Genomic DNA, 18,951 nt, shown 5'->3' on the forward strand with positions numbered 1-18,951 from the left:
GCCGTACGGATCCGGGACCGGGGGCGTGGGGGCGTCGCCGTACGGATCCGGGACCGGGGGCGTGGGGGCGTCGTACCGGGATGCGGGGACGCCGTACGGAGAGGCGGGCACTGCGCACACCGGCGGGGGCGCGGACGGCGACGCGACGGCGTACCTTCCCGCGTACGCGCCGGAGGACCCGCCGACCGCCCAGCTGGCCGCGATCCGACCGGAGGGCCAGGGGCCCTTCGGCGCCCGCCCCGGCGGGACCCGCCCTGGCACCCACCCGGGCGACGGCCACCCGGCCGATGCCCACCCGGGCGACGGGTACCCGGGCGACGGGTACCCGGCCGGCGCTTACCCCGGTGCCGCGGGGGACCCGGCGTACCCCGGCGCCGCGGGGAACCCCTCCGAGACGATGCCGCTGCTGCTTCGCGGCGTGGGCGACGTACCGCCGGCGCACGGCGGGGAGCGGGCGCGGGGCCGGCGTCGCGGCTTGGTGGTCGCCGCGGTGGCGGCCGTCGCCGTGGCGGGGACCGCCGCCATGGCCGCGGCGGTCCTGGGCGGCGGGGACGAGGGCGACGACCGGGCGGCCGTGCCGGAGGTGACGACGAGCGCGTCCCTGAACGTCCAGGTGTCCGAGGCTCCGTCCCCCTCCTCGGAGAGCCCGGAGCCGTCGTCCTCCTCGCCCACCCCGACCCGGACGTCCGCGTCCCCGTCCCCCACGCCCTCCGCGAGCCGCACCACCGCGAGCTCCGCCCCGTCGACGACCGGCCCGGCCGCACCGCCGGCCACCGCCCCGGCGGCCCCGTCGTCGACGCCGACGACGACCGGTCCGTCCGCGCAGCCGCCCCAGGAGACGGAGGAGGCGGCGGTCACGCTGAGCCTGGGCGCCAGCGGGCCCGAGGTGCGCGAGCTCCAGCTGCGGCTCCAGGCGCTGTGGATCTACGACGGTCGCATCAACGGCAAGTACACCCGGGAGGTCGAGGAGGCGGTGGCCACGTACCAGCGCTGGCTCTACCCCCCGACGGACCCCGAGGGCGTGTACGGGGCCTTCACGCGCAGCCACCTGGAGGCGGCGACCCCCGAGATCTGAGGTGCGGCCGATCCCGACAGGCGGACGGGTTGGCCAAGTCGGCCTCCCTTTTTGTATCGTAGAAAAACAAAGTGGCCCCGCCCGCACTCCCTGACCGGTGGGCGGGACCGCTTCGTTCTCCGCGCCACCCCTTCTGGAGACCCGATGGCCGCCACCACCCCGGCACCGCTCACCGCCCGCGCCCTCCTCCTCGACATGGACGGCACCCTCGTCGACTCGGACGCCGTCGTCGAGCGCTGCTGGCGACGCTGGGCGGACCGGCAGGGCCTCGACGGGGACGCGGTGCTCAAGGTGGTCCACGGCCGCCAGGGGTACGCGACGATGGCCGTGCTCCTCCCGGACCGCCCGATGGCGGAGAACCACGCCGACAACCGGGTCATGCTCGCCGAGGAGACCGCCGACCTCGACGGCGTCGTCCCCGTCCTCGGCGCCCCCGCCTTCATGGCCGCGATCGCCGGCCTCCCGCACGCCCTGGTGACCTCGGCCGACGAGGCCCTCGCCCAGGCGCGGATGGGCGCGGCGGCGCTTCCCGTGCCGACCGTCCGCGTCACCGCCGAGAGCGTCGGCGCCAGCAAGCCGGACCCCGAGGGCTTCCTCAAGGGCGCGGCCGAGCTGGGCTTCGACCCGGCGGACTGCGTGGTCTTCGAGGACTCCGAGGCCGGCATCCAGGCGGGCCGCGCCGCCGGCATGCGCATCGTCGGCGTCGGCCCCCGCGCCGTCGCCTTCGCCCCGGACCTCCACGTCCCCGACCTCACCCACCTCCGCGTCGAGCACGCCCCCGACGGCTCGATCACCCTCACGGCCCTGGCGTAGCGGGCCCACCCCCGAGGCACCGGATCGCCTCCACGGCCCTGGCGAGGCGATCCCACCCCTGAGGGACCCGATCGCCCCCATGGCCTCGGCGAAACAACCCACCGCCGAGGGATCCGATCGCCTCCACGGCCCCGGCGAAACGAGCCCACCCCCGAGGGACCGATCATCCGCACGGTCCTGACGTAGCGAGTCCGGGCGCGGGCCCGCTCCCCGCCCTCCCACGGCGCCGCACCCCCTGACGGGCACCCGCGCGAACGGGCTGCCGGGTACCCGCCACACCGCCCCACCCCGCATCCCCCGCCGGGTCTCCAGTTCGTCGAGCGCGCGCCGCCCCGCGAGGACGGTGGCGGTGAGCGCGCCACCGACGAGGATGCCGGTCACGGGGACGAGCGTGACGCCCTTCACCGGCACGAGTTCGGTGACGACGAGCGCGAGGACCACGGGAGCCACGGCGGCGGCGATCGGCACGCCCGCCCACCACCAGCCGGGTCCCGGCGGGGGGACGACACGGCGACCGGCGGTCCGCGCCGCGACCGCGTGCATCAGCAGCAGGAAGCAGAGCAGCAGCGGTACGGAGCGCACCACCCACCCGATCACGAGCGAGACGGCTACCAGCTGGACGGCGGCCCTGCCGCCGGCGAGGAGGGTGTCCCGCGCCCGGCCGAGGCGGGTGACGGCGACGACGACCGCGGCGAGAGCGAGCAGAACGGTCAGGACCGCCCCGAAGGTGACGTTCACATCCAGAAGCACGGGCCGGGATCCACGGGCCGGGTTCCACGGGCGCTCGCCGCGTCGTCGTCGGTCGCCGAGCTCCGCGTCGGCTCCCTCCTCCGCCTTGCGATCGCACGCACCGGACCCCGCCCGCTGATCCGGCCTGATCGACAAGACACCCCAGGCCCTGTCCGGACACCGCGACCGAGGCGGGACTTTCCGGACAGGACCCGGGCGCGGGGCGGAATCTGGCGCCCCATCAGGCACGCCAGACCCCTTGATGTGACGTGCCCATGTCGCCACCCTGTTACCTGGCGCACCCCGCAAGGAAACCTCGCGCCGCCACGATGACCGGGCCGCCGCCCGGCACCCACGGGGACGGCGGACAGCCAAGGTCCCCACACCTCAAGGGAGTTCCCATGCCCGTCGGCAAGATCTACGCGCGTCGAATCGCCGTCCTCGCCACCTCCGCCGCCCTCACCCTCACCGGCCTGCTCGCGACGGCCCCGGCCGCACAGGCCGCCATGCCGACCCCCGTGAGCGCCTCGACGGCCCGCACCTACCTGGCCGCGCTCACGGTCAAGGCGGAAGGTTCCACCTCGGGCTACAGCCGGGACCTCTTCCCGCACTGGATCACCCAGTCCGGCACCTGCAACACGCGCGAGACCGTCCTCAAGCGCGACGGCGTGAACGTCGTGACCGACTCCAGCTGCGCCGCGACCAGCGGCAGCTGGTACTCGCCGTACGACGGCGCCACCTGGACCCTCGCCTCCGACGTCGACATCGACCACATGGTCCCCCTCGCCGAGGCCTGGCGCTCGGGCGCCAACTCGTGGACCACCTCGCAGCGCCAGGCCTTCGCGAACGACCTGACCCGGCCGCAGCTCATAGCCGTGACGGACAACGTCAACCAGGCGAAGGGCGACCTCGACCCGGCGAAGTGGCTGCCCCCGGTGACCTCGTACCGCTGCACGTACACCCGCGCCTGGGTGCAGGTGAAGTACCACTACAACCTCAGCGTCGACTCCGCCGAGAAGAGCGCCCTGCAGTCCGTCCTCAACGGCTGCTGACCACCCGCCCCCCAAAGTCTGACGGCAACCGCACCCCTGACGCTCGATCAGCGAGGACCGGGACGCCACCGCAGCGCCGGCCACCGGGGAGTGAGCATCGCCACACACTCCCCGGTGGCTGAATGTTGAACTTGCAAGCACTAGTGAGGGGTGCCTAACCTTACGGCCTCATCGGTATCCGTCCCCCACGCCCCGTTCCCCACGAACGGGGTCAGGCCGAAGGAGTTCTCCCCCATGTCCCCCGTGAACACCCCTGCCCCGCTCGCGGGCCGCCTGAACCAGGCCCAGCCGTACGCGCTCGGCCTCTTCCGCATCGTCGTCGGCCTCCTCTTCGCCTGCCACGGCGCCTCCTCGCTCTTCGGCGTCCTCGGCGGCGCCATGGGCGGCGGCGGCACGGTCCCGACCGGCACCTGGCCCGGCTGGTACGCCGCCGTCATCCAGCTCGTCGCCGGCGTCCTCGTCCTCGCCGGCCTCGGCACCCGCAGCGCCGCCTTCCTCGCCTCCGGCTCGATGGCGTACGCCTACTTCAAGGTCCACCAGCCCGAGTCCCTCTTCCCCCTCCAGAACGGCGGCGAGACCGCGGCCCTCTTCTGCTGGTCCTTCGCCCTCCTCGTCTTCACCGGCCCCGGCGCCCTCGCCCTCGACCGCCTCCTCCCCACCCGCACCCCCGCCAGCACCACCCCCCGCGACGACCAGCAGAACCAGAACACCCCCATCGCAGCCTGACACCCCCACCGCCCCGCACCGGCCGCAGCACGAAGGCGGGTGCGGGGCGGTACGACGCCTCCGCCGGGGGCGGCCGGCGGCCCCTGTCACGGGGGTACAGCGGCTCCGCCGCGGGGCGCCCGGCTGCCGTCGCGGGGTTGCCCGGCTGCCGTCGGGGGGTTGCCCGGCTGCCGTCGCGGGATTGCGCGGCTGCCCCGTCGCGAGGTTGAACGGCCGCCCGTCGCGGAGTTGTACACCCGTCCGTCGTGGGCCTTACGGCCGCCCGTCGCGGGGTTGAGGAGGGGCTCCGTCGTGCGGTCGCACGCCGCCCCGTCGCGGGGTTGCACGGCCGCTCCGGCGTGCGGTTGTACGGCCGCTGCGTCGTGCGGTCGCACGCCGCCCCGTCACGGGGTGGGTACGGCCGCCCCGTCGCGGGTTGGTACAGCCGCCTGTTGCGGGCGTACGGCGACCCCGCCGCAGGGTCGTGCACGCCGCGCTGCGGGTCGCACGGCCGCCTGTTGCGGGGTGCGGCTGCCCCCGCAACGGGGTCGCACGACTGCTCCCTCGCGGGTCGCACGGGGCTGCCTCGCCCGGGGTCGCACGGCGCCGTCGCGGGGACGCAGGGTCGCCTCGCCGCGGGGCCACACGGCTGCCTCTTGCCGACCGTAAGGCTGCCCGCGCGGGGTCGTACGCCACCGTCGCGGGAACGTGGGGTCACCTCGTCTCTGAGTCACACGGCGAGACCGTCGCGGGGTCGCGCGGTCGCCTTGGTCGTACGATCCCGACCCGAGGGGCACGCGCCCAGCCGCCCTGGGCGGAAGCCCCTACCGGTACCGGCCGGAAACCGCAGCACGGTTTCCGGCCTTTCCCGCACGCGACTGCCCAGAGCCCGGCCACCGCCCCGCAGCCACGACTCGAACGCCGCCCGGGACCCCCGCCCCCGCTCGGGGCGACCCCACCCGCGCGCCCTCACCCCTCAGGGCAAAGCTGCCCTCCAACACCCGCGCGGGCCGAGACCCTCGCCCGTCCCCTGCTCGGCCCAGCTCTGTCCGCCTCCCCGCCAAGCCCGGTCCCAGTCGGCCGCGCCCGGTCTCACTCGTCCTCGCCCGGGACCACCCGGCCGCAGCGGGCACCACTGGCCCGCCCCAGTTCCACACCACCCGGCTCACTCGACCCCACGTCAGCCGTACTCGACCCAGCACGACGCCCTCGCCCAGCACGGCCGCAATCGCCGCGCCCAGCTCCACTCGGCCTCGGCCGGGACCAGCCGGCCGCAGCAGGCACCACCGACCCGCCCCTGCTCGCCCCGCTGGGCGCTGCTTGGCCCCGGAGTCAGCCAGGCTCGCCCCGGCTCGACGCCGCTCGATCGACGGTCGTCCGTACTCCAAACCCAGCTCAGCCCGGCCCCGGTCCCCGTCCCCACTGGGCTACGTCGACCCAGCTCAACCCAGCCCGCCCCCGGCCGTCCGCCGGATTACTCCGCTCGTCCCCTGCGTGCCGCCGGCACACCGACGGTCAGGTGTCGGCAGCTGGTGGCCCGACGCCGGTCGCGCGTCGGCAGGCCGGCGATCGGCGATCGGCGGTCGGTGGTCGGCGGTCGGCGGTCGGCGGTCGGCGGTCGGTGGGGCAACGGCCGCCGATCGCGCATCGACGGGCCCGCGGTCGGCGGCAGCGCGCCGCCGGTCTCGCGTCGGCAGACGGCAGACCGCAGACCGCAGACGGTGGGCCGACGGTCAGTCGGTCCGGCGGTCGACGGTCCGGCGGTCAGCGGTCAGGCGTCGGTGGGCCCGCAGTCGAGCGCCGGTGGGTCGGTGGTCGGATCGCGGCACCCGCCCGGCGGGTGGGTGGGCGGGTCCGCGTAGGCTCTGGCCCTGTGAATCTGCTCGACAGCCTCGGCTCGCTGCGGTCGTTGACCGCCGGCCCGTGGATCTACCCGGTGGTGGCGGCGTCGATCCTGCTCGACGTCTTCCTGCCCGTACTGCCGAGCGGCTTCCTGGTGATCACCGCCGCGACGGCGGCGGCGACGGCAACCGCGACCTCGTCGGACGTCCCCTCTCTGCTGCCGCTTCTGCTCTGCGCGGCTTCGGCCTCGGTGCTGGGCGACTTCCTCGCGTACCGCCTGGCACGGCGGGGCGGCGCCCGGCTGCACCGGGCGATAGCGCGCTCGCGGCGCCTGTCGGTGGCGCAGGAACGTCTCGGCACGGCGCTGGCCCGGGGCGGCGGGCTCCTGGTGGTGCTGGCGCGCTTCGCCCCGGCCGGCCGTTCCGTGGTCTCGCTGGGCGCGGGCGCGGCGAAGCGGCGCGTCGAGGAGTTCCTGCCGTGGTCGGCGCTCGCGGGCGTGACGTGGGCGTCGTACAGCGTCGGTCTCGGCTGGCTGGGCGGTCAGTGGCTGGGCGCCACCTGGTTCAGCGCGGGGGTGTCGACCCTGGCGCTGTTCCTCGCGGGCGGCCTCGCCGCGTACGTCATACGGCGTCCGGCACCGGCGCCGGCTCCCGTCTCCTGACTCCGGGGTGCGCCCCGCGCACCTCAAGGCCGTCCAGGAGTCTCGCGGTGGCTTCCGCGATCTCGTCCACGGCCCGGTCGAACGCCTCCCGGTTGTGGGCGGCGGGGGCCCGGAAGCCGGAGACCTTACGGACGAACTGCAGGGCGGCGGCCCGAACGTCTTCCTCGGTCGCCTCCTCGGGCAGCGCGGGCGGGCGAAGCGTCTTGATGCTGCGGCACATGCCTCCAGTGTGGCGCGCCCCACTGACAACCGCCGTCACCCCAGGTCACGCACCGACCACCGACCACCGACCACCGAGGGTCACCCCACCCGCACCGCCGAGCGGTCGCCCCACACCGGCCACCGAAGGTCACTCTCCCCCGACCACTGAGCAGTCACCCCGCCCGGACCACCGAGAAGTCACCCCGCCCGAACCCGCCCAGCGAACGCCCAGCGAACGCCCTGCGAACGATCAGCGACCCCCGGCGAGGCTCGCCCAGACCTCCCCACCCCGATCACCCCGATTACCCCGATTACCCCGATCACCCCGATCACCCCGATCGCCCGGCTCACCCCCCGAAGCCTCGCCGGCTCCGTGCGTTGATCTCGGCGGCGCGGGCCCGTAGCTCGCGGAGGGGTGTGGCGGGCTGGACGTCGAGGGGTTCGGCCTCCCACTCGGCGCCTCCGTGGACGGCCCGGATGAGGAAGCGCCCGGAGACGCTCTCCACGTAGAAACCGACCCGCCCCGTGGCGGTGTCGCGAACGAGGTCACCGACCTCGGGCAGTGGCTGCACGCATCCCCTCCGTCCCGAATCCTGAATTCTGGGGAGAACCAGAGAAGCCCCACGGCCCCCTGCTGTCAACGTATCTCTAGAGATGTCCCCCGATGGATGGATCGACCGCGCGGGACGGCGTACGCGTGTGCACCCTGGCCCGGGGGTGCGCCGTAGGGTGTCCCGCAGATGAAGGGAGTGGTCCACCCGTGACTGACCAGGACAGCGCTCGCCGGCCCAAGTACCAGCGCATCGCCGACGAGTTGAGAACAGCGATCCAGTCAGGCGCCTTCGCGCCGGGCGACCGGCTCCCCGGCGAGAACGACCTCATGACCACGTACGAGGTGGCCCGCATGACGGCCCGCCAGGCCCTCTCCGTCCTGCGCAACGAGGGCCTCGCCGAGGCCCGCAAGGGCGCCGGGGTCTTCGTCCGGGCCTTCCGCCCGGTGCGCCGCCGGAGCATCCCCCGCCTCTCCGGCGACCAGTGGGGCAACGGCCGCTCGGTCTGGTCGGCGGACGTGGAGGACCGGGATCTCGTCGTCGACCAGATCGAGGTGGGCGAGACGGAGGCCGGCGCCCGGGTCGCGGGGGCGCTGAACCTGGTGCCGGGGGCTCCCGTGTGCGTCCGCAGCCGCCGCTTCGTCCTCGACACGAAACCGGTGCTGCTGTCCGTCTCGTACCTCTCCGCCGAGCTGGTCCGCGGTACGCCGATCACGCAGCCGGACACCGGCCCCGGCGGCACCTACGCCCGGCTCACCGAGCTCGGCCACCGCCCCGTCCGCTTCCGCGAGGAGATCCGCTGCCGCATGCCGACGGCGGACGAGTCGGACCGCCTGTCCCTGGAGTTCGGCACGCCGGTGGTCCTGATCGGCCGCACGGCCTTCACCGGCCCCGGCGTGGCCGTGGAACTCAACGAGATGACGCTGGACTCGTCGTCGTACGTCCTGGAGTACGACTTCGACGCATGACCCCGTCCGCGCCGGACCGACTCGAATACGGGCGGCTCCGACGTTCCGGGGTTCCGGCGCTCCGCCCACGACCTGCCGCGGGCGCCCCCTCACCCCGCCCTGCCCGGCCGCCCCACCTGCCCGCCCCACCGGAAACGACGCCCCACCTGCCCGCCCCACCGGGAACGACGCCCTACCTGCTCGCCCCACCGGGAACGACGCCCTACCTGCTCGCCCCACCGGGAACGACGCCGCCCGGCCCCGCCCCCGCTCCGACCTCACCGAGACCGACCTCGAACCGCGCCCCGGGATCGGCGTGGACGACCTCCCCGGGGAACTCGGCGGCGGCGAGCGCGACCGCCTCGGCGGGCTCCGTGCCGGACCCCACATGGGTCACGACGAGACGACCGGCGCGGGCGGCTGCCGCGCTCCTTCCCGCCTGTGCGGCCGAGTGGTGTCCCGGCACCTCACCGTCGGCCTCGCAGACGAACAGGTCGCAGTCCCGGGCGAGTTCGACGAGGGACGGGCACGGCTCGCAGTCCCCCGAGTAGACGAGCGAGCGCCCCGCCGCGTCTTCCACGCGCAAGGCGAAGGCCGTGGGGCCGCCGTGGTCGACGGCACGGGACCGCAGGGTCAGCCCGCCGAGCCGGGCGACGTGCCCGTCGTACAACTCGTCGACGGCGAAGGCCTTCTCGACGGGACTGCGCGCGGCGCCGTTGGTGAGGAAGCCGGCGAGCCGGTCGGCGATGCCCGCGGGTCCGAAGAGCGGGACGGGCAACTCGACGTCGAGTCCCGCGTACACCAACCCGTAGAAGGCGGTCAGGAGATCGGCGCTGTGGTCGGCGTGCAGATGGGAGATCCACACGGCGTCCACGTCACCGAGATCGACGTACCGCTGGAGCTCCCCGAGCGTGCCGCTGCCCGCGTCCACCCACACCCGGGCCCCGCCGCCCTCGACGAGATAGCCGGAACAGGCGTTGCCCGGCCGGGGGAAGGGGGTGGCGGACCCTAGGACGGTGATCCGCAGCGCGTCGCTGGCCATGAGGCGAGTCTAGTGAGCCGCACCGAGCCGGACCCGGACGACAACGCCCCCTGAAACCAGCCGAAACGAAGCCGCACCGCCACGAGCCCCGGGCCACGCCGAACCGAAGCAGACCGGCCACAAACCCCGGAACAGGCCCCACCGACCCGACCAGCGGCACACCCCCGCAAGACACCCCGCCGAAGCCGACCGGCCACAGCCCCCGCAACACGCCCCCCTCCAGGTCCTCGCCCCGCCACGGTCCGAACACACAGCCCGGGACCCGCCAGGGAACCACCACGGCCCCCAGCCTCAGGACCGCCCCGGTCCCGACCCCGGACCTGACCCTGACCTCGACCCCGGCCCCCGACCCGGACCCGGCCCTGTCCCCGCCTCCACCCCCGACTCGGACTCGGACTCGGACCTTAGGTCCGGATCCAGCTCCGGATCCAGCTCCGGATCCTGGTCCCGATCCTGTCGAGCAGCCGGGATCCCGTGCCGCTGAACGTCGACGTTGACCTGCCCGCCGAGCGTCATGACGTTCAGCGTCGCCGAGTTCTCGTTGGCGATGGCCTTCTCGACGCGGGCGACCAGGACGGAGAACGCCTCGCGCTTCGACAGGTCCTGGTACGGCCCCACTCGGGTTTCGAAGTACACCCGCTCATGACCGAGGAGTTGTTCGGTCGACCGGTAGTTCTTCCACTGCTCCCGGTACCGGTACACGCTCTCCAGCGACACCGCGGCGACGACGACCACGCTCAGCACGGTCGCCGTGACCCGCGCGAACACCAGGTCCAGGTTCACGAACACCGGCACGAAGGCCCCGCCGACGACGGACACGGTCCGCATCCGCAGATGCATCGCCTTCATCCGGGTCGCCTTGGAGTCGTACCACTCCTGGTACTGCGAGAGCCGTCCTTCTATGTACCGCTGCGGCGTCATCTCGCCGCTCCGCACGCCCGTTTCGGGCGTGTCCCCCACCTCAGCCATTCCGGGAGTAGACCCGCCGCGCCGGACTCCCGTCAACTCGACGCCTGTTCCCGCCAAAGCGCCCCGCACGCCCTTTCCGCACCCCCGACCGACCCCGTACGGTCACCACTCCGCCACCCTTCGCGACCGAACCCCCACCATTCCTCGACCGCGCGGTGAGATCCCTGTCCCGGCATGACTTCCCCACCGATCCCATCGGAAAGCGCGGAAGGACCCGAAGGCGGAGCGCTACCCATCGGCTCCGCCGCCGACCTATGCCGGAGGATTACGTGAGCCCAGACCGCGACCCGCACACACCGCACACCTCATCCACCCCACCCACCTCCCCTACCCCACCCACCCTCCACACCCCACCCACCCCACCCACCTCACCCACCTCACCCACCTCACCCACCTCGAACGCCCCGCACACCGTGGCGGTCGTCGGCGTGGGGGCGGCGGGCACGCTGACCGCCGTCCACCTCTGTGAGACGGCGACGCGCCGCCGCACCCCGCTCGACCTCGTCCTGATCGACCCGGCACCGGAGGCCGGACGGGGTGTCGCGTACGCGACTCCAGACCCCGGGCATCGCCTGAACGTCCCTGCGGGGGGCATGAGTTGCTACCCGGACGACCCGGGGCACTTCACCCGCTGGCTGTGCCGGCACGGCGAACCGACGGTCAAGGCGGCGGACTTCGCGACCCGCTACCGGTACGGCGCCTATCTCGCCGACACTCTCGCGCAGGCCATCGTGCGGGCGCACGGGGTGGTGTCGGTACACCGGCTGCGTACGCGTGCCGAGGACTGCGCCGGCGCGGGGGACGGACGGGTGGTGCTCGGGCTGGCCGACGGTACGCGGCTGACCGCCGACGCGGCGGTGCTGGCCACGGGGCCGGCCGGCCCGACGGCGGCCTGGGCTCCGGTGGAGCTGCGGGAGGCGCCGGGCTTCATCGGCTCGCCGTGGGCGAGCGGGGCGTTGGACGGGCCGTTGGCGGGCGAGGGGGACGTGCTGCTCGTCGGTACGGGGCTGACGGCCGTCGATCTCGCCCTGACGCTCGACCGGCCGGGCCGTACGGTGCACGCGGTGTCGCGCCATGGGCTGCTGCCCCAGCCGCACGCGCTGACGCCGGCGGGGCCCATGGCGGCACCGGAGGGGCTGTACGGCGCGTCCCTTGAACAGTTGCGACGCACCGTGCGCCACCATGTCGCCCGGTCCGTGCGCCTGCACGGTGACTGGCGGCCGGCGCTGGACAGTCTGCGGCCGCACACCGCGCGCCTGTGGCAGGGGCTCACGCCCGAGGAGCGGGCCGAACTCATCGAGTGTGACGGGGCGTTGTGGAACACGCACCGGCACCGGATGGCGCCCGCCACCGCGGAGGCGGTGGCCCGCGCCCGTAGCGCGAAGCGGCTGGTCGTGCACGCGGGGAGGGTGACGCGGGCGGGCGTGCTCGGCGACGGGACCCTGTCGGTCGGTCTCACCGGGGACCGGGAGCTGAACGTGGGCTGGGTGATCGACTGCACGGGGCCGGGGCGGCGGCCCGACGGAGCGCTGTGGGGTTCGCTGCTGGCGTCCGGCACGGCGGTGCCGGGTCCGCTCGGCATGGGGGTGGCGACGCTCGACGGGCGGCTGCTCGCGGCCGAGGGGCGGATCGGTCTGCCGCTGTACACGCTGGGCTCCCCGCGCCGCGGGGAGCTGTGGGAGACCACGGCGGTCCCGGAGATCCGCGTCCAGGCGGCGGCGGTCGCCCAGGCCCTGCTCGCGCCGCTCGCCCCGAGGCGCCGTACGACGCGCCGGCCGCTGGACGGGCACGGCCTCGCCCTGTCGACGCACGCCGAGGCGGCGGCCGCGTACCGCACCGGCCTCGACCGCGTCCTGAAGGTCCGCTCGGGCGCCGAGGACGCGCTCCGCCGTGCCGTCGTCCTCGACCCCGGCTTCGCCCTGGGGCACGCGGCACTCGCCCTGCTCGGGCACGAGTGCGGCGCCGCCGTCGACGTACCGCGGGCGCTGGCGGAGGCCCAGCGGTCCGCCCGCGAAAGGGCCGACGAACGGGAGCGCTCGTTCGTCGAGGTCGTCACCCGCCGCGTCCACGGCGACAACGGCGACGCCGCGCTCGTACGACACCTCGAAGCGCACCCGGCGGACGCGCTGGCGCTGGCCGCGGCCGTGCCGACCATCGCGTTCTCCGGCGTCGACGACCTCGACGACGCCTACGCGCTGCGTCTGGTCGAGCGCACGTCACCGGCGTACGACGGCCACTGGTTCCACACCTCGCTGCTGGCCTTCCTCCGCCAGGAGCAAGGGCGCCTCCACGAGGCCGGCGAGCTCGCCCACCGCGCGCTCGCCGCCGAACCCGCCTCGGGTCACGCCGTCCACGCCCTCACCCACGTCCACTACGAGACGGGCACCCACCAGGCAGGGCGCGACTGGCTCGAACGCTGGGTCGCCGGCCGCGGCCGCGGCGCCGTCCACCGCGCCCACTTCTCCTGGCACATCGCCCTGCACGAACTGGCCCTCGACGACCCGGCCGCCGTCCGCCGGCGCTGGTTCGCCCAGCTCGCCCCCGGCCGCGTCACCGGCGTCCGCGCCCTCGTCGACTCGGGCTCCCTCCTCTGGCGCGCCCGGCTCAGCGACAGCTGGCGCGGCGAACTGCCCACCTCCGACGTCCTCGACTCGGTCGAGGCCGACGTCCTCGAACGCCCCGCCACCGCCTTCACCGCCCTCCACTCCGCCGTCACCCTCACCGCCGCCGGCGACCTCGCCGCACTCCGCCGCCTCCGCGACCACGCCTCCGGCGCCGACGAGGTCCAGCGCGACGTCATCGCCCCCCTCTGCGACGCCTTCACCGCCCTGATCGAGGAACGCTTCCACGAAGCCGCCCTCGGCCTCCACTCCCTCCTCCCCGTCCTCCGCCGCGTCGGCGGCAGCTCCGCCCAACGCGAGGTCGTCGAGGAAACCCTCCTCTACGCCCTCACCGCCGACGGCCGCTCCGACGCCGCCCGCCTCCTCCTCGACGCCCGCCTCCAACGCACCCACTCCCCCCGCGACCTCCGCCTCCTCTCCCAACTCCCCACCTGACCCCCACCCCCGCCCCACCCCAAAGGCCCCTCGCCACAACCGACGAGGGGCCTTCCACACCAGCAGACAAAAACAACTACAAACCCCCACCACCCGCCCTACGAACACGCCCACCGCACCCCGACCCAAACCGGATCGCCAAGCACGACGGCGAACAACCGCTACACCTACCGGACAAGACGCACGAGCCGGCCACCGGCAAGGAGCAGGACCACTCCATCCGGCACTGCCTCAAGAGCTACTCCCACCGCAAGGGCCAGCCTCACCTACAGGACAGGACTGAACCGGACCACCACCTCATCGGCTCCGGTCGACGACCTCGCAGAGCCGCGCAGGACGACGGCCGCCCACGGCCAGTCCTTGCGCAAGTTCCGAGCGCCCAGGTGCCCGACGATGCTCACCGGGGGCGGTCCGGGCCGTCCTCGGACTCCGGGTGGTAGCGCAGGGTCGGGCCGGGCCGGTAGCCCCCCCCAGGAAGGGCAGGCGATGCGGCCCTCCGACGCAACTCAGGAGGAACTCGACGAAAGAGCCGGGGGCCTTATGCCACTCCCCCTCCCCGCTTCGACCACCACGCGCCAGCCGCCGGAGTCCTCCTCCTCGGGAAGGAAGCAGCACAGCGTGCCGCCCCCGTCCCCGCCCCACTGAATCAGACCACCGGGGCGGGGATGGAAGGGAAACGGAGTGCACTCCGTGTCGTCGAGGTGCGGCCGACCTGTCATCGGCCAGATCTGCTCCAGTTCGTCCCGCGTCCCCTCGACCGGCCGAGCGCACCAGAACAGCTCATCGAAAGAACCCGCCCCGTACAGACCAAGGAAAGCCTTGTAGTCCCTCGGCAGCGCCACCCCAAGGCACCTTTCGGCCGCCTCCCACCACTACGGCCTCGCCCAACCCCAACACGACGGCTCCCCCAGCAGCTCCCTCAGTCGCACCGCCGCGGGCACTGGTCGGTCATTCACGAGGGGCACCCTCTCAGCCCCCACCGACAGACCCTCGCACACCCCGCTCTGGAGACCCGGCATTGCGCATGCAGGAACGGACAAGGCCCAGGCTCCCGGTTCAGTACCGGTGACCTGGGCCTTTGTCGTGCTACCTGCTGGTGGGCGCGGACGGTTTCGAACCGCCGACATCTGCTTTGTAAGCCTGGCACCTGCAACTGATCCGTCATGGCAGCTCAGCCCCTCTGCACGCGGCGACGGCTCTCACAAGCTGTGGACGCCGCAGCGATCCTCCAGTGACCGTGGTTGACCGCTCGATCTGGCACGCATCTGGCACGCGTGCTCAGAACTCAACCCGCTCGCTCACGGCGTCGTCATCAGGCTCCCCGTAGCGGAGCACGACGTGCGCCGGCCGAAACGGAAGCACACCCAAGCCGGGGCCACGGCCTTTGATCGCGTTGTGCGGGATGCCGGCAATCGCTCCCGCGCCTGCCAATTGCCCTCTCACAATGAAGGGATGGAGATGTCAGAGGGCTTTGCCGCCACGGCTGCGGCAGTCACACCGGTGCTGTGGGCAATCGGAACCGTGGAAGTTCAGCAGTTGCTTAAGCGTATGCAGAGCTGGACCGATGAGAGGGATCACCGGTACAACGAGGCCGTCGTAGCCATGTCTGAGGCGTCAAATGAGGAGAGTCTGGCACGCGCCCGAGGCCTGTGGGGTCTGGCACAGCGGTGGTGGTTAGGCCCTCTCCCACCGTTCGGCCTGTACAGCATTTGGATCTACTTAAGTATGACTATGGCTGGCTGCACGGTGCAGGCACTCAGATGGTTGTCTGAGAACGGAGGGCCAGGCAAGGAGTCCGGAGCTGCCCCGGAGCAGGCTCAAGTCATCTACTGGTCGCTCGCCATCGCGCTCATGTTCATCACCATGCTCCCGGGATGGTTCCTGATGGTCGATATTGAGCGCTGGCGTAAGCATGGAAAGAGGGCAGGAAACGCGTTGAAGCAACTGGACGCTCACGCCCAGGCCCGAGTGCAGGCCCTCGCAGGAGCCTCGGCAACTGATGAGACGCAACAGCCCTGAGGCTGCGGGCGCGACTGCCGGCACGCGTATCGCGAGAAGGCCTGGGACGGTGATCAGTCCCAGGCGCTTTGCCTTGGCGCCCATGACAGCACGCGAACCTGCAACACCCGGCTTTAGGAGTTCGGTTGTGGGGTCCTGGGCGGGGGAGAGGCGCTGCTGACGGCCGCTGCGGATAGCCGGGTACGACCGCCCGCATCCGCCGTCGTTGATGTCAGCCGTGGATGTCAGACCGGCCTGACATCCTGCGCCCGTGAGAATGACATGGGCCGACTTCTGGGCACTGATAGCCACCCTGAACGGCGAAGCGACTGAAGAGAGCTGCCAGAGCCTCGCCGAGGAGCTGAGCCGCCGCCCCGTCTCCGCCATCATCGGCTTCGCTGAACGGCATGCCGAGGCGCTCTACCGCCTGGATCAGGAGAAGTTCGGCACTCTGCCGGTGGTCGACCTGACGGCCCGGTTCGGCAGCCCGTTCCCGCAATCGTCCGACGTGTTCCTGTACGCGCGTTGCGCTGTGGTGGCCGCGGGTCAGGCCGTGTGGGAGAGCGTCTTTTTCGACGCCGACAAGTTCACGCCGTACACCTCAAGCGAGCGTGACGGCGAATGGCTGCTGTACGTGCCGGACACGGCGTACGAGCTGGCCACCGGCGAGGAGTGGGACCGCTCGACCCGGTACTGCGTCGAGAGCTACTCCAATCGGGACGGTTGGCCAGACCTGCGGGACTGAGTCGAGCTACCGCTTGATCGGGATCTCGTAGACGATCTCGCAGTGGGCGGCGGGCACGATGATGTCGGCCGTCTCGACGGGACGGCCCTCGTCGCTGTAGTACGTCCGCCGGATGTGCGTGACGAGTGCGGCCTTCTGGATCCCGAGGAGTGACGCCTCTTCGGCGGTGGCCTGCCGCGGTTCGGGCTGCTCGACGGCGTGGCTGACCGTGACGCCGATCTCGGCCATGCGGTTTACGACGCCGGCGCCGGCGTGCGGCCCGCCCTCGGGAAGGACAACGAGGGTCCCGCCGGTGAGGTCGTACGGCTCCCAGCTCGTTGACAACTGCACGGGCCGTCCGTCGGCGAGAAACTCGTACACGGTCCGGACGCACAGCTCGCCCTCACCGATCCCGAGCCGCGCAGCGATCTCCGCCGGCGCAGGCACCTTCGCATCAGTCCGGCTCTCCCAGCCGCCGTTCCGCCCCACGGCCCTCATGTCCGCCCGGAACGGCGACCCCTCAGGCTGCTCACGCGCCGCGGACCGAACCATCCGCGCCCGCGCCCGGGGCTCGGCCACGTAGGTCCCGGACCCGGCCCGCCCCTCCAACACGCCTTGGGAGATCAGCAACTCCTGGGCGCGACGGACGAAGTTCTCGCCCACCCCGCACTCCTGGCCGATCTGGGCCCGAGAGGGCAACCGGTCTCCAGGGGTCCACTCGTGCTCCGCGATCCGCCGCCGCAGTTCGTCGGCGATGCGGAGATAGGGCGGCTGCTCAGGCATATGGAAAATCTAGTCCACTAGCTCTAATCTAGTTAACTAGCTTCACTGAAAGTGATCGCCGGTGACGGAGGCTGCCCTGTGCCTGCAAGTAAGCGCGGAGGCCTTGGCTGCCCGGTTGTCAGCGGTCGGGCTCACCACACGCGTGGAAGGGCACCCGCGGCACACGTCGATCGAAGCGGAGCTACCGGAATCCCTCTCCGTCGAGACATGGCAGGAGGTCCTGGAAGTCGTGGCTGCGGCGGACCGATTCGGTCTCCTGGCCACCAGCCTGGGCGGCCGCACTCTATGGGCCGCCGTGAGCAAAACGGTCCCCGCGACGGGCGATGTCCGGGGACCTGGCCATCAGCGATAGGAGCTGATCAGCATGTTCAACCGTATCCGTCGCTCCATCAGGCGCACCAGAGAGCGGTACGCCCAAAGGACCCGGCACTGGGAGCCCTTAACGTCGACCCGCCCGACGCTCGCTCTGCCCAAACCGCCCGACGAACTGACGCTGTTGCTCCGACAGCTCGGAGACCGCACGAACTTCCTCCCGGGCGAAGAGCCGGCCCTCGTCAGCCCGTACGTCCTGGTCTGCGAAGACCGCACCAGACAGAACTCGGCCCCGATTCCGCCCCACCTCCTCGCCCACACCTGGTTCGTGCCGGCGGAGGCCCACGGATGACCCGCGCCCCCTCGGCGGCGACCGCGCCCTACCGGTCCAGCGCCTGCCAGATCGGCACCCACCACGAGTGCGCGCACTCCTCCCCGACGACGGCACCAATCGACATCCCCGTCGTCTACGAAGCGTGCGCCTGCCCCTGCCACTCCGCGACCACGTCACCAGAGGCGGCCTCATGAACGGCTATCCCTCGGGCGGTGCACTTGCCTCGCCGGTCGAGATCACCACGACCACGGTGCAGCGCGGGGACGTGATTCAGATCGGCGGCCAGCCGTGCCGAGTGGCCGACCTCCGCCAACTGCCCGGCGGCGCCAAGCGTCTCCTTTTCGAATCGGGCGAGCTCCTGACGATGCACACCCGTACGCGCCTGATCGCCGTACGAGTGCTCAAAAGGTGGTGACCGCCATGCCGTCTCTCCGAGACACCATCGCCGACGACCTACGGGCCCAGATCACCGCCGTCCATCTGCAGGCCGGCGCCCGCCTCCCCTCGGAACCGAGGCTCGCTGCCCAGTACAAGGTGAGCACCCCGACACTGCGCAACGCCCTCGCACTCCTCCAGGCCGAGGGCCTGATCGACAAGATCCACGGCAAGGGCAACTATGTCCGCCGCCCCCTCCGCAGACTCACGTACGCGGAAGGCCACCTCACCCCGGACGTAGATCTCCACGTCACAATCCGCACCACCAACCTCCGGGCGCGCGGAGACCTCATCCCCCTACTCAAGGTCCCCTCGCGCACCCCACTGACGGAGTTCCTCTGCCTCACTCACCAGGGAGAGAGGCCGCACAGCCTGGCCCGCATCTACGTCCCGCGCGACCTGGTGCCGGCCGAACTGCCGTGGTCTCGTCCCGGCCGGGCGGAGACCCGAGAAGTGGTCACCGCCCGGCTCCCTACCCCAGAAGAGGCCTCCACCCTCCGGCTCAGCACGACGCTGGCAGTGCTCGCGATCACACGAGTGTCTGCCGACATCACAGGCCGCGTGATCGAGGCGGCTCGCCTGATCCTCCCCGGCGACCGCGCCGAAGCGCTCTTCACCACTCACCACACGATCGAAGAGAGGGGGACGGAAGGATGAAAGCCCACAACGAGCTCCGCCTCCTCCCCTGGTTGGGCCCTGATGGAAAGCCCTGCTACCTGAGC

The 18,951-nt window shown here is 72.5% G+C and carries 18 protein-coding genes and 2 pseudogenes; 13 read left to right on the top strand and 7 right to left on the bottom strand.

Annotated elements, in window-relative coordinates; all coding sequences use genetic code 11:
* The first annotated feature begins 61 nt into the window (after positions 1 to 61).
* Both AC067A_RS09785 and AC067A_RS09790 read left to right on the top strand, forming a co-directional pair.
* A complete protein-coding gene (locus tag AC067A_RS09785) occupies positions 62 to 1,075 on the top strand; it encodes a peptidoglycan-binding domain-containing protein (protein WP_478617017.1) in 1,014 nt (337 codons plus the stop codon).
* Positions 1,076 to 1,219: 144 nt separating this feature from the next.
* Positions 1,220 to 1,888: an HAD-IA family hydrolase gene (locus AC067A_RS09790; RefSeq protein WP_478617020.1), complete on the top strand. Its 669-nt coding sequence runs from the start codon at positions 1,220 to 1,222 to the stop codon at positions 1,886 to 1,888.
* A gap of 294 nt (positions 1,889 to 2,182) precedes the next feature.
* On the opposite strand, the pseudogene AC067A_RS09795 reads toward AC067A_RS09790, so the two are convergent.
* A pseudogene (locus tag AC067A_RS09795) lies at positions 2,183 to 2,638 on the bottom strand (ABC transporter permease); the annotation flags it as partial.
* Between the two features lie 380 nt (positions 2,639 to 3,018).
* Here AC067A_RS09795 and AC067A_RS09800 point away from each other — a divergent pair.
* The 3 genes from AC067A_RS09800 (at position 3,019) to AC067A_RS09810 (ending at position 6,877) form a co-directional block, all read left to right on the top strand.
* Positions 3,019 to 3,669 (top strand): HNH endonuclease family protein, encoded by a 651-nt coding sequence (locus tag AC067A_RS09800; RefSeq protein ID WP_478617023.1) that lies wholly within the window; start codon positions 3,019 to 3,021, stop codon positions 3,667 to 3,669.
* A gap of 234 nt (positions 3,670 to 3,903) precedes the next feature.
* Positions 3,904 to 4,395, top strand: coding sequence for a DoxX family protein (locus AC067A_RS09805; protein WP_478617026.1), 492 nt, complete (start codon positions 3,904 to 3,906; stop codon positions 4,393 to 4,395).
* A gap of 1,858 nt (positions 4,396 to 6,253) precedes the next feature.
* A complete protein-coding gene (locus AC067A_RS09810) occupies positions 6,254 to 6,877 on the top strand; it encodes a DedA family protein (RefSeq protein ID WP_478617790.1) in 624 nt (207 codons plus the stop codon).
* On the opposite strand, the gene AC067A_RS09815 is transcribed toward AC067A_RS09810, so the two are convergent.
* Both AC067A_RS09815 and AC067A_RS09820 read right to left on the bottom strand, forming a co-directional pair.
* The gene (locus AC067A_RS09815) at positions 6,837 to 7,097 is read right to left on the bottom strand and encodes a DUF2277 domain-containing protein (protein ID WP_478617029.1); all 261 of its coding nucleotides are present in this window, start codon (positions 7,095 to 7,097) and stop codon (positions 6,837 to 6,839) included. The two genes, AC067A_RS09810 and AC067A_RS09815, sit on opposite strands and share 41 nt — an antisense overlap.
* Before the next feature lie 328 nt (positions 7,098 to 7,425).
* Positions 7,426 to 7,650: a hypothetical protein gene (locus AC067A_RS09820; protein WP_017239080.1), complete on the bottom strand. Its 225-nt coding sequence runs from the start codon at positions 7,648 to 7,650 to the stop codon at positions 7,426 to 7,428.
* A gap of 188 nt (positions 7,651 to 7,838) precedes the next feature.
* On the opposite strand from AC067A_RS09820, the gene AC067A_RS09825 reads away from it, so the two are divergent.
* A complete protein-coding gene (locus AC067A_RS09825; protein WP_478617033.1) occupies positions 7,839 to 8,597 on the top strand; it encodes a GntR family transcriptional regulator in 759 nt (252 codons plus the stop codon).
* 202 nt (positions 8,598 to 8,799) lie between these two features.
* Here the strand turns inward: AC067A_RS09825 and AC067A_RS09830 are convergent, their stop codons facing one another.
* Together AC067A_RS09830 and AC067A_RS09835 are read right to left on the bottom strand one after the other, a co-directional pair.
* Entirely contained in the window at positions 8,800 to 9,618 is an 819-nt protein-coding gene (locus AC067A_RS09830; protein WP_478617036.1) for an MBL fold metallo-hydrolase, read from the bottom strand.
* 291 nt (positions 9,619 to 9,909) lie between these two features.
* Positions 9,910 to 10,587 (bottom strand): DUF4231 domain-containing protein, encoded by a 678-nt coding sequence (locus AC067A_RS09835; RefSeq protein WP_478617039.1) that lies wholly within the window; start codon positions 10,585 to 10,587, stop codon positions 9,910 to 9,912.
* Positions 10,588 to 11,000: 413 nt separating this feature from the next.
* On the opposite strand from AC067A_RS09835, the gene AC067A_RS09840 reads away from it, so the two are divergent.
* Positions 11,001 to 13,643, top strand: coding sequence for an FAD/NAD(P)-binding protein (locus AC067A_RS09840; RefSeq protein WP_478617042.1), 2,643 nt, complete (start codon positions 11,001 to 11,003; stop codon positions 13,641 to 13,643).
* Between the two features lie 506 nt (positions 13,644 to 14,149).
* Here AC067A_RS09840 and AC067A_RS09845 read toward each other — a convergent pair.
* Positions 14,150 to 14,497 (bottom strand): annotated as a pseudogene (locus tag AC067A_RS09845) (SMI1/KNR4 family protein); the annotation flags it as partial.
* Positions 14,498 to 15,095: 598 nt separating this feature from the next.
* Here AC067A_RS09845 and AC067A_RS09850 point away from each other — a divergent pair.
* On the top strand, positions 15,096 to 15,662 hold the full coding sequence (locus AC067A_RS09850; protein ID WP_478617045.1) for a hypothetical protein: 567 nt from the start codon (positions 15,096 to 15,098) through the stop codon (positions 15,660 to 15,662).
* 256 nt (positions 15,663 to 15,918) lie between these two features.
* Positions 15,919 to 16,386 carry a DUF4240 domain-containing protein gene (locus tag AC067A_RS09855; protein WP_478617793.1) on the top strand — a complete coding sequence of 156 codons (468 nt, stop codon included), beginning with the start codon at positions 15,919 to 15,921 and terminating at the stop codon, positions 16,384 to 16,386.
* 6 nt (positions 16,387 to 16,392) lie between these two features.
* Here AC067A_RS09855 and AC067A_RS09860 read toward each other — a convergent pair whose 3' ends face one another.
* Positions 16,393 to 17,148, bottom strand: a complete 756-nt coding sequence (locus AC067A_RS09860; protein WP_478617047.1) for a GntR family transcriptional regulator — start codon at positions 17,146 to 17,148, stop codon at positions 16,393 to 16,395.
* A 76-nt stretch (positions 17,149 to 17,224) separates the two neighbouring features.
* Between AC067A_RS09860 and AC067A_RS09865 the strand changes: the two genes are divergently transcribed.
* The 4 genes from AC067A_RS09865 (at position 17,225) to AC067A_RS09880 (ending at position 18,886) form a co-directional block, all read left to right on the top strand.
* Positions 17,225 to 17,500: a hypothetical protein gene (locus AC067A_RS09865; protein ID WP_478617796.1), complete on the top strand. Its 276-nt coding sequence runs from the start codon at positions 17,225 to 17,227 to the stop codon at positions 17,498 to 17,500.
* A 308-nt stretch (positions 17,501 to 17,808) separates the two neighbouring features.
* Positions 17,809 to 17,988, top strand: coding sequence for a hypothetical protein (locus AC067A_RS09870; RefSeq protein ID WP_478617050.1), 180 nt, complete (start codon positions 17,809 to 17,811; stop codon positions 17,986 to 17,988).
* Entirely contained in the window at positions 17,985 to 18,209 is a 225-nt protein-coding gene (locus tag AC067A_RS09875) for a hypothetical protein (RefSeq protein ID WP_478617053.1), read from the top strand. Before AC067A_RS09870 ends, AC067A_RS09875 begins: the two co-directional genes overlap by 4 nt.
* 5 nt (positions 18,210 to 18,214) lie before the next feature.
* Positions 18,215 to 18,886, top strand: a complete 672-nt coding sequence (locus AC067A_RS09880) for a GntR family transcriptional regulator (RefSeq protein ID WP_478617056.1) — start codon at positions 18,215 to 18,217, stop codon at positions 18,884 to 18,886.
* The last annotated feature ends 65 nt before the right edge of the window (positions 18,887 to 18,951 follow it).

It is taken from the genome of Streptomyces sp. NPDC043176, from assembly GCF_056436715.1.

Excerpts from the sequence above, each read along its gene's own strand:
- AC067A_RS09790 (WP_478617020.1), top strand. The coding sequence starts at position 1,220 with ATGGCCGCCACCACCCCGGCACCGCTCACCGCCCGCGCCCTCCTCCTC.
- AC067A_RS09800 (WP_478617023.1), top strand. The coding sequence starts at position 3,019 with ATGCCCGTCGGCAAGATCTACGCGCGTCGAATCGCCGTCCTCGCCACC.
- AC067A_RS09805 (WP_478617026.1), top strand. The coding sequence starts at position 3,904 with ATGTCCCCCGTGAACACCCCTGCCCCGCTCGCGGGCCGCCTGAACCAG.
- AC067A_RS09815 (WP_478617029.1), bottom strand. The coding sequence starts at position 7,097 with ATGTGCCGCAGCATCAAGACGCTTCGCCCGCCCGCGCTGCCCGAGGAG.
- AC067A_RS09830 (WP_478617036.1), bottom strand. The coding sequence starts at position 9,618 with ATGGCCAGCGACGCGCTGCGGATCACCGTCCTAGGGTCCGCCACCCCC.
- AC067A_RS09835 (WP_478617039.1), bottom strand. The coding sequence starts at position 10,587 with ATGGCTGAGGTGGGGGACACGCCCGAAACGGGCGTGCGGAGCGGCGAG.
- AC067A_RS09850 (WP_478617045.1), top strand. The coding sequence starts at position 15,096 with ATGGAGATGTCAGAGGGCTTTGCCGCCACGGCTGCGGCAGTCACACCG.
- AC067A_RS09855 (WP_478617793.1), top strand. The coding sequence starts at position 15,919 with ATGACATGGGCCGACTTCTGGGCACTGATAGCCACCCTGAACGGCGAA.
- AC067A_RS09860 (WP_478617047.1), bottom strand. The coding sequence starts at position 17,148 with ATGCCTGAGCAGCCGCCCTATCTCCGCATCGCCGACGAACTGCGGCGG.
- AC067A_RS09870 (WP_478617050.1), top strand. The coding sequence starts at position 17,809 with ATGACCCGCGCCCCCTCGGCGGCGACCGCGCCCTACCGGTCCAGCGCC.
- AC067A_RS09875 (WP_478617053.1), top strand. The coding sequence starts at position 17,985 with ATGAACGGCTATCCCTCGGGCGGTGCACTTGCCTCGCCGGTCGAGATC.
- AC067A_RS09880 (WP_478617056.1), top strand. The coding sequence starts at position 18,215 with ATGCCGTCTCTCCGAGACACCATCGCCGACGACCTACGGGCCCAGATC.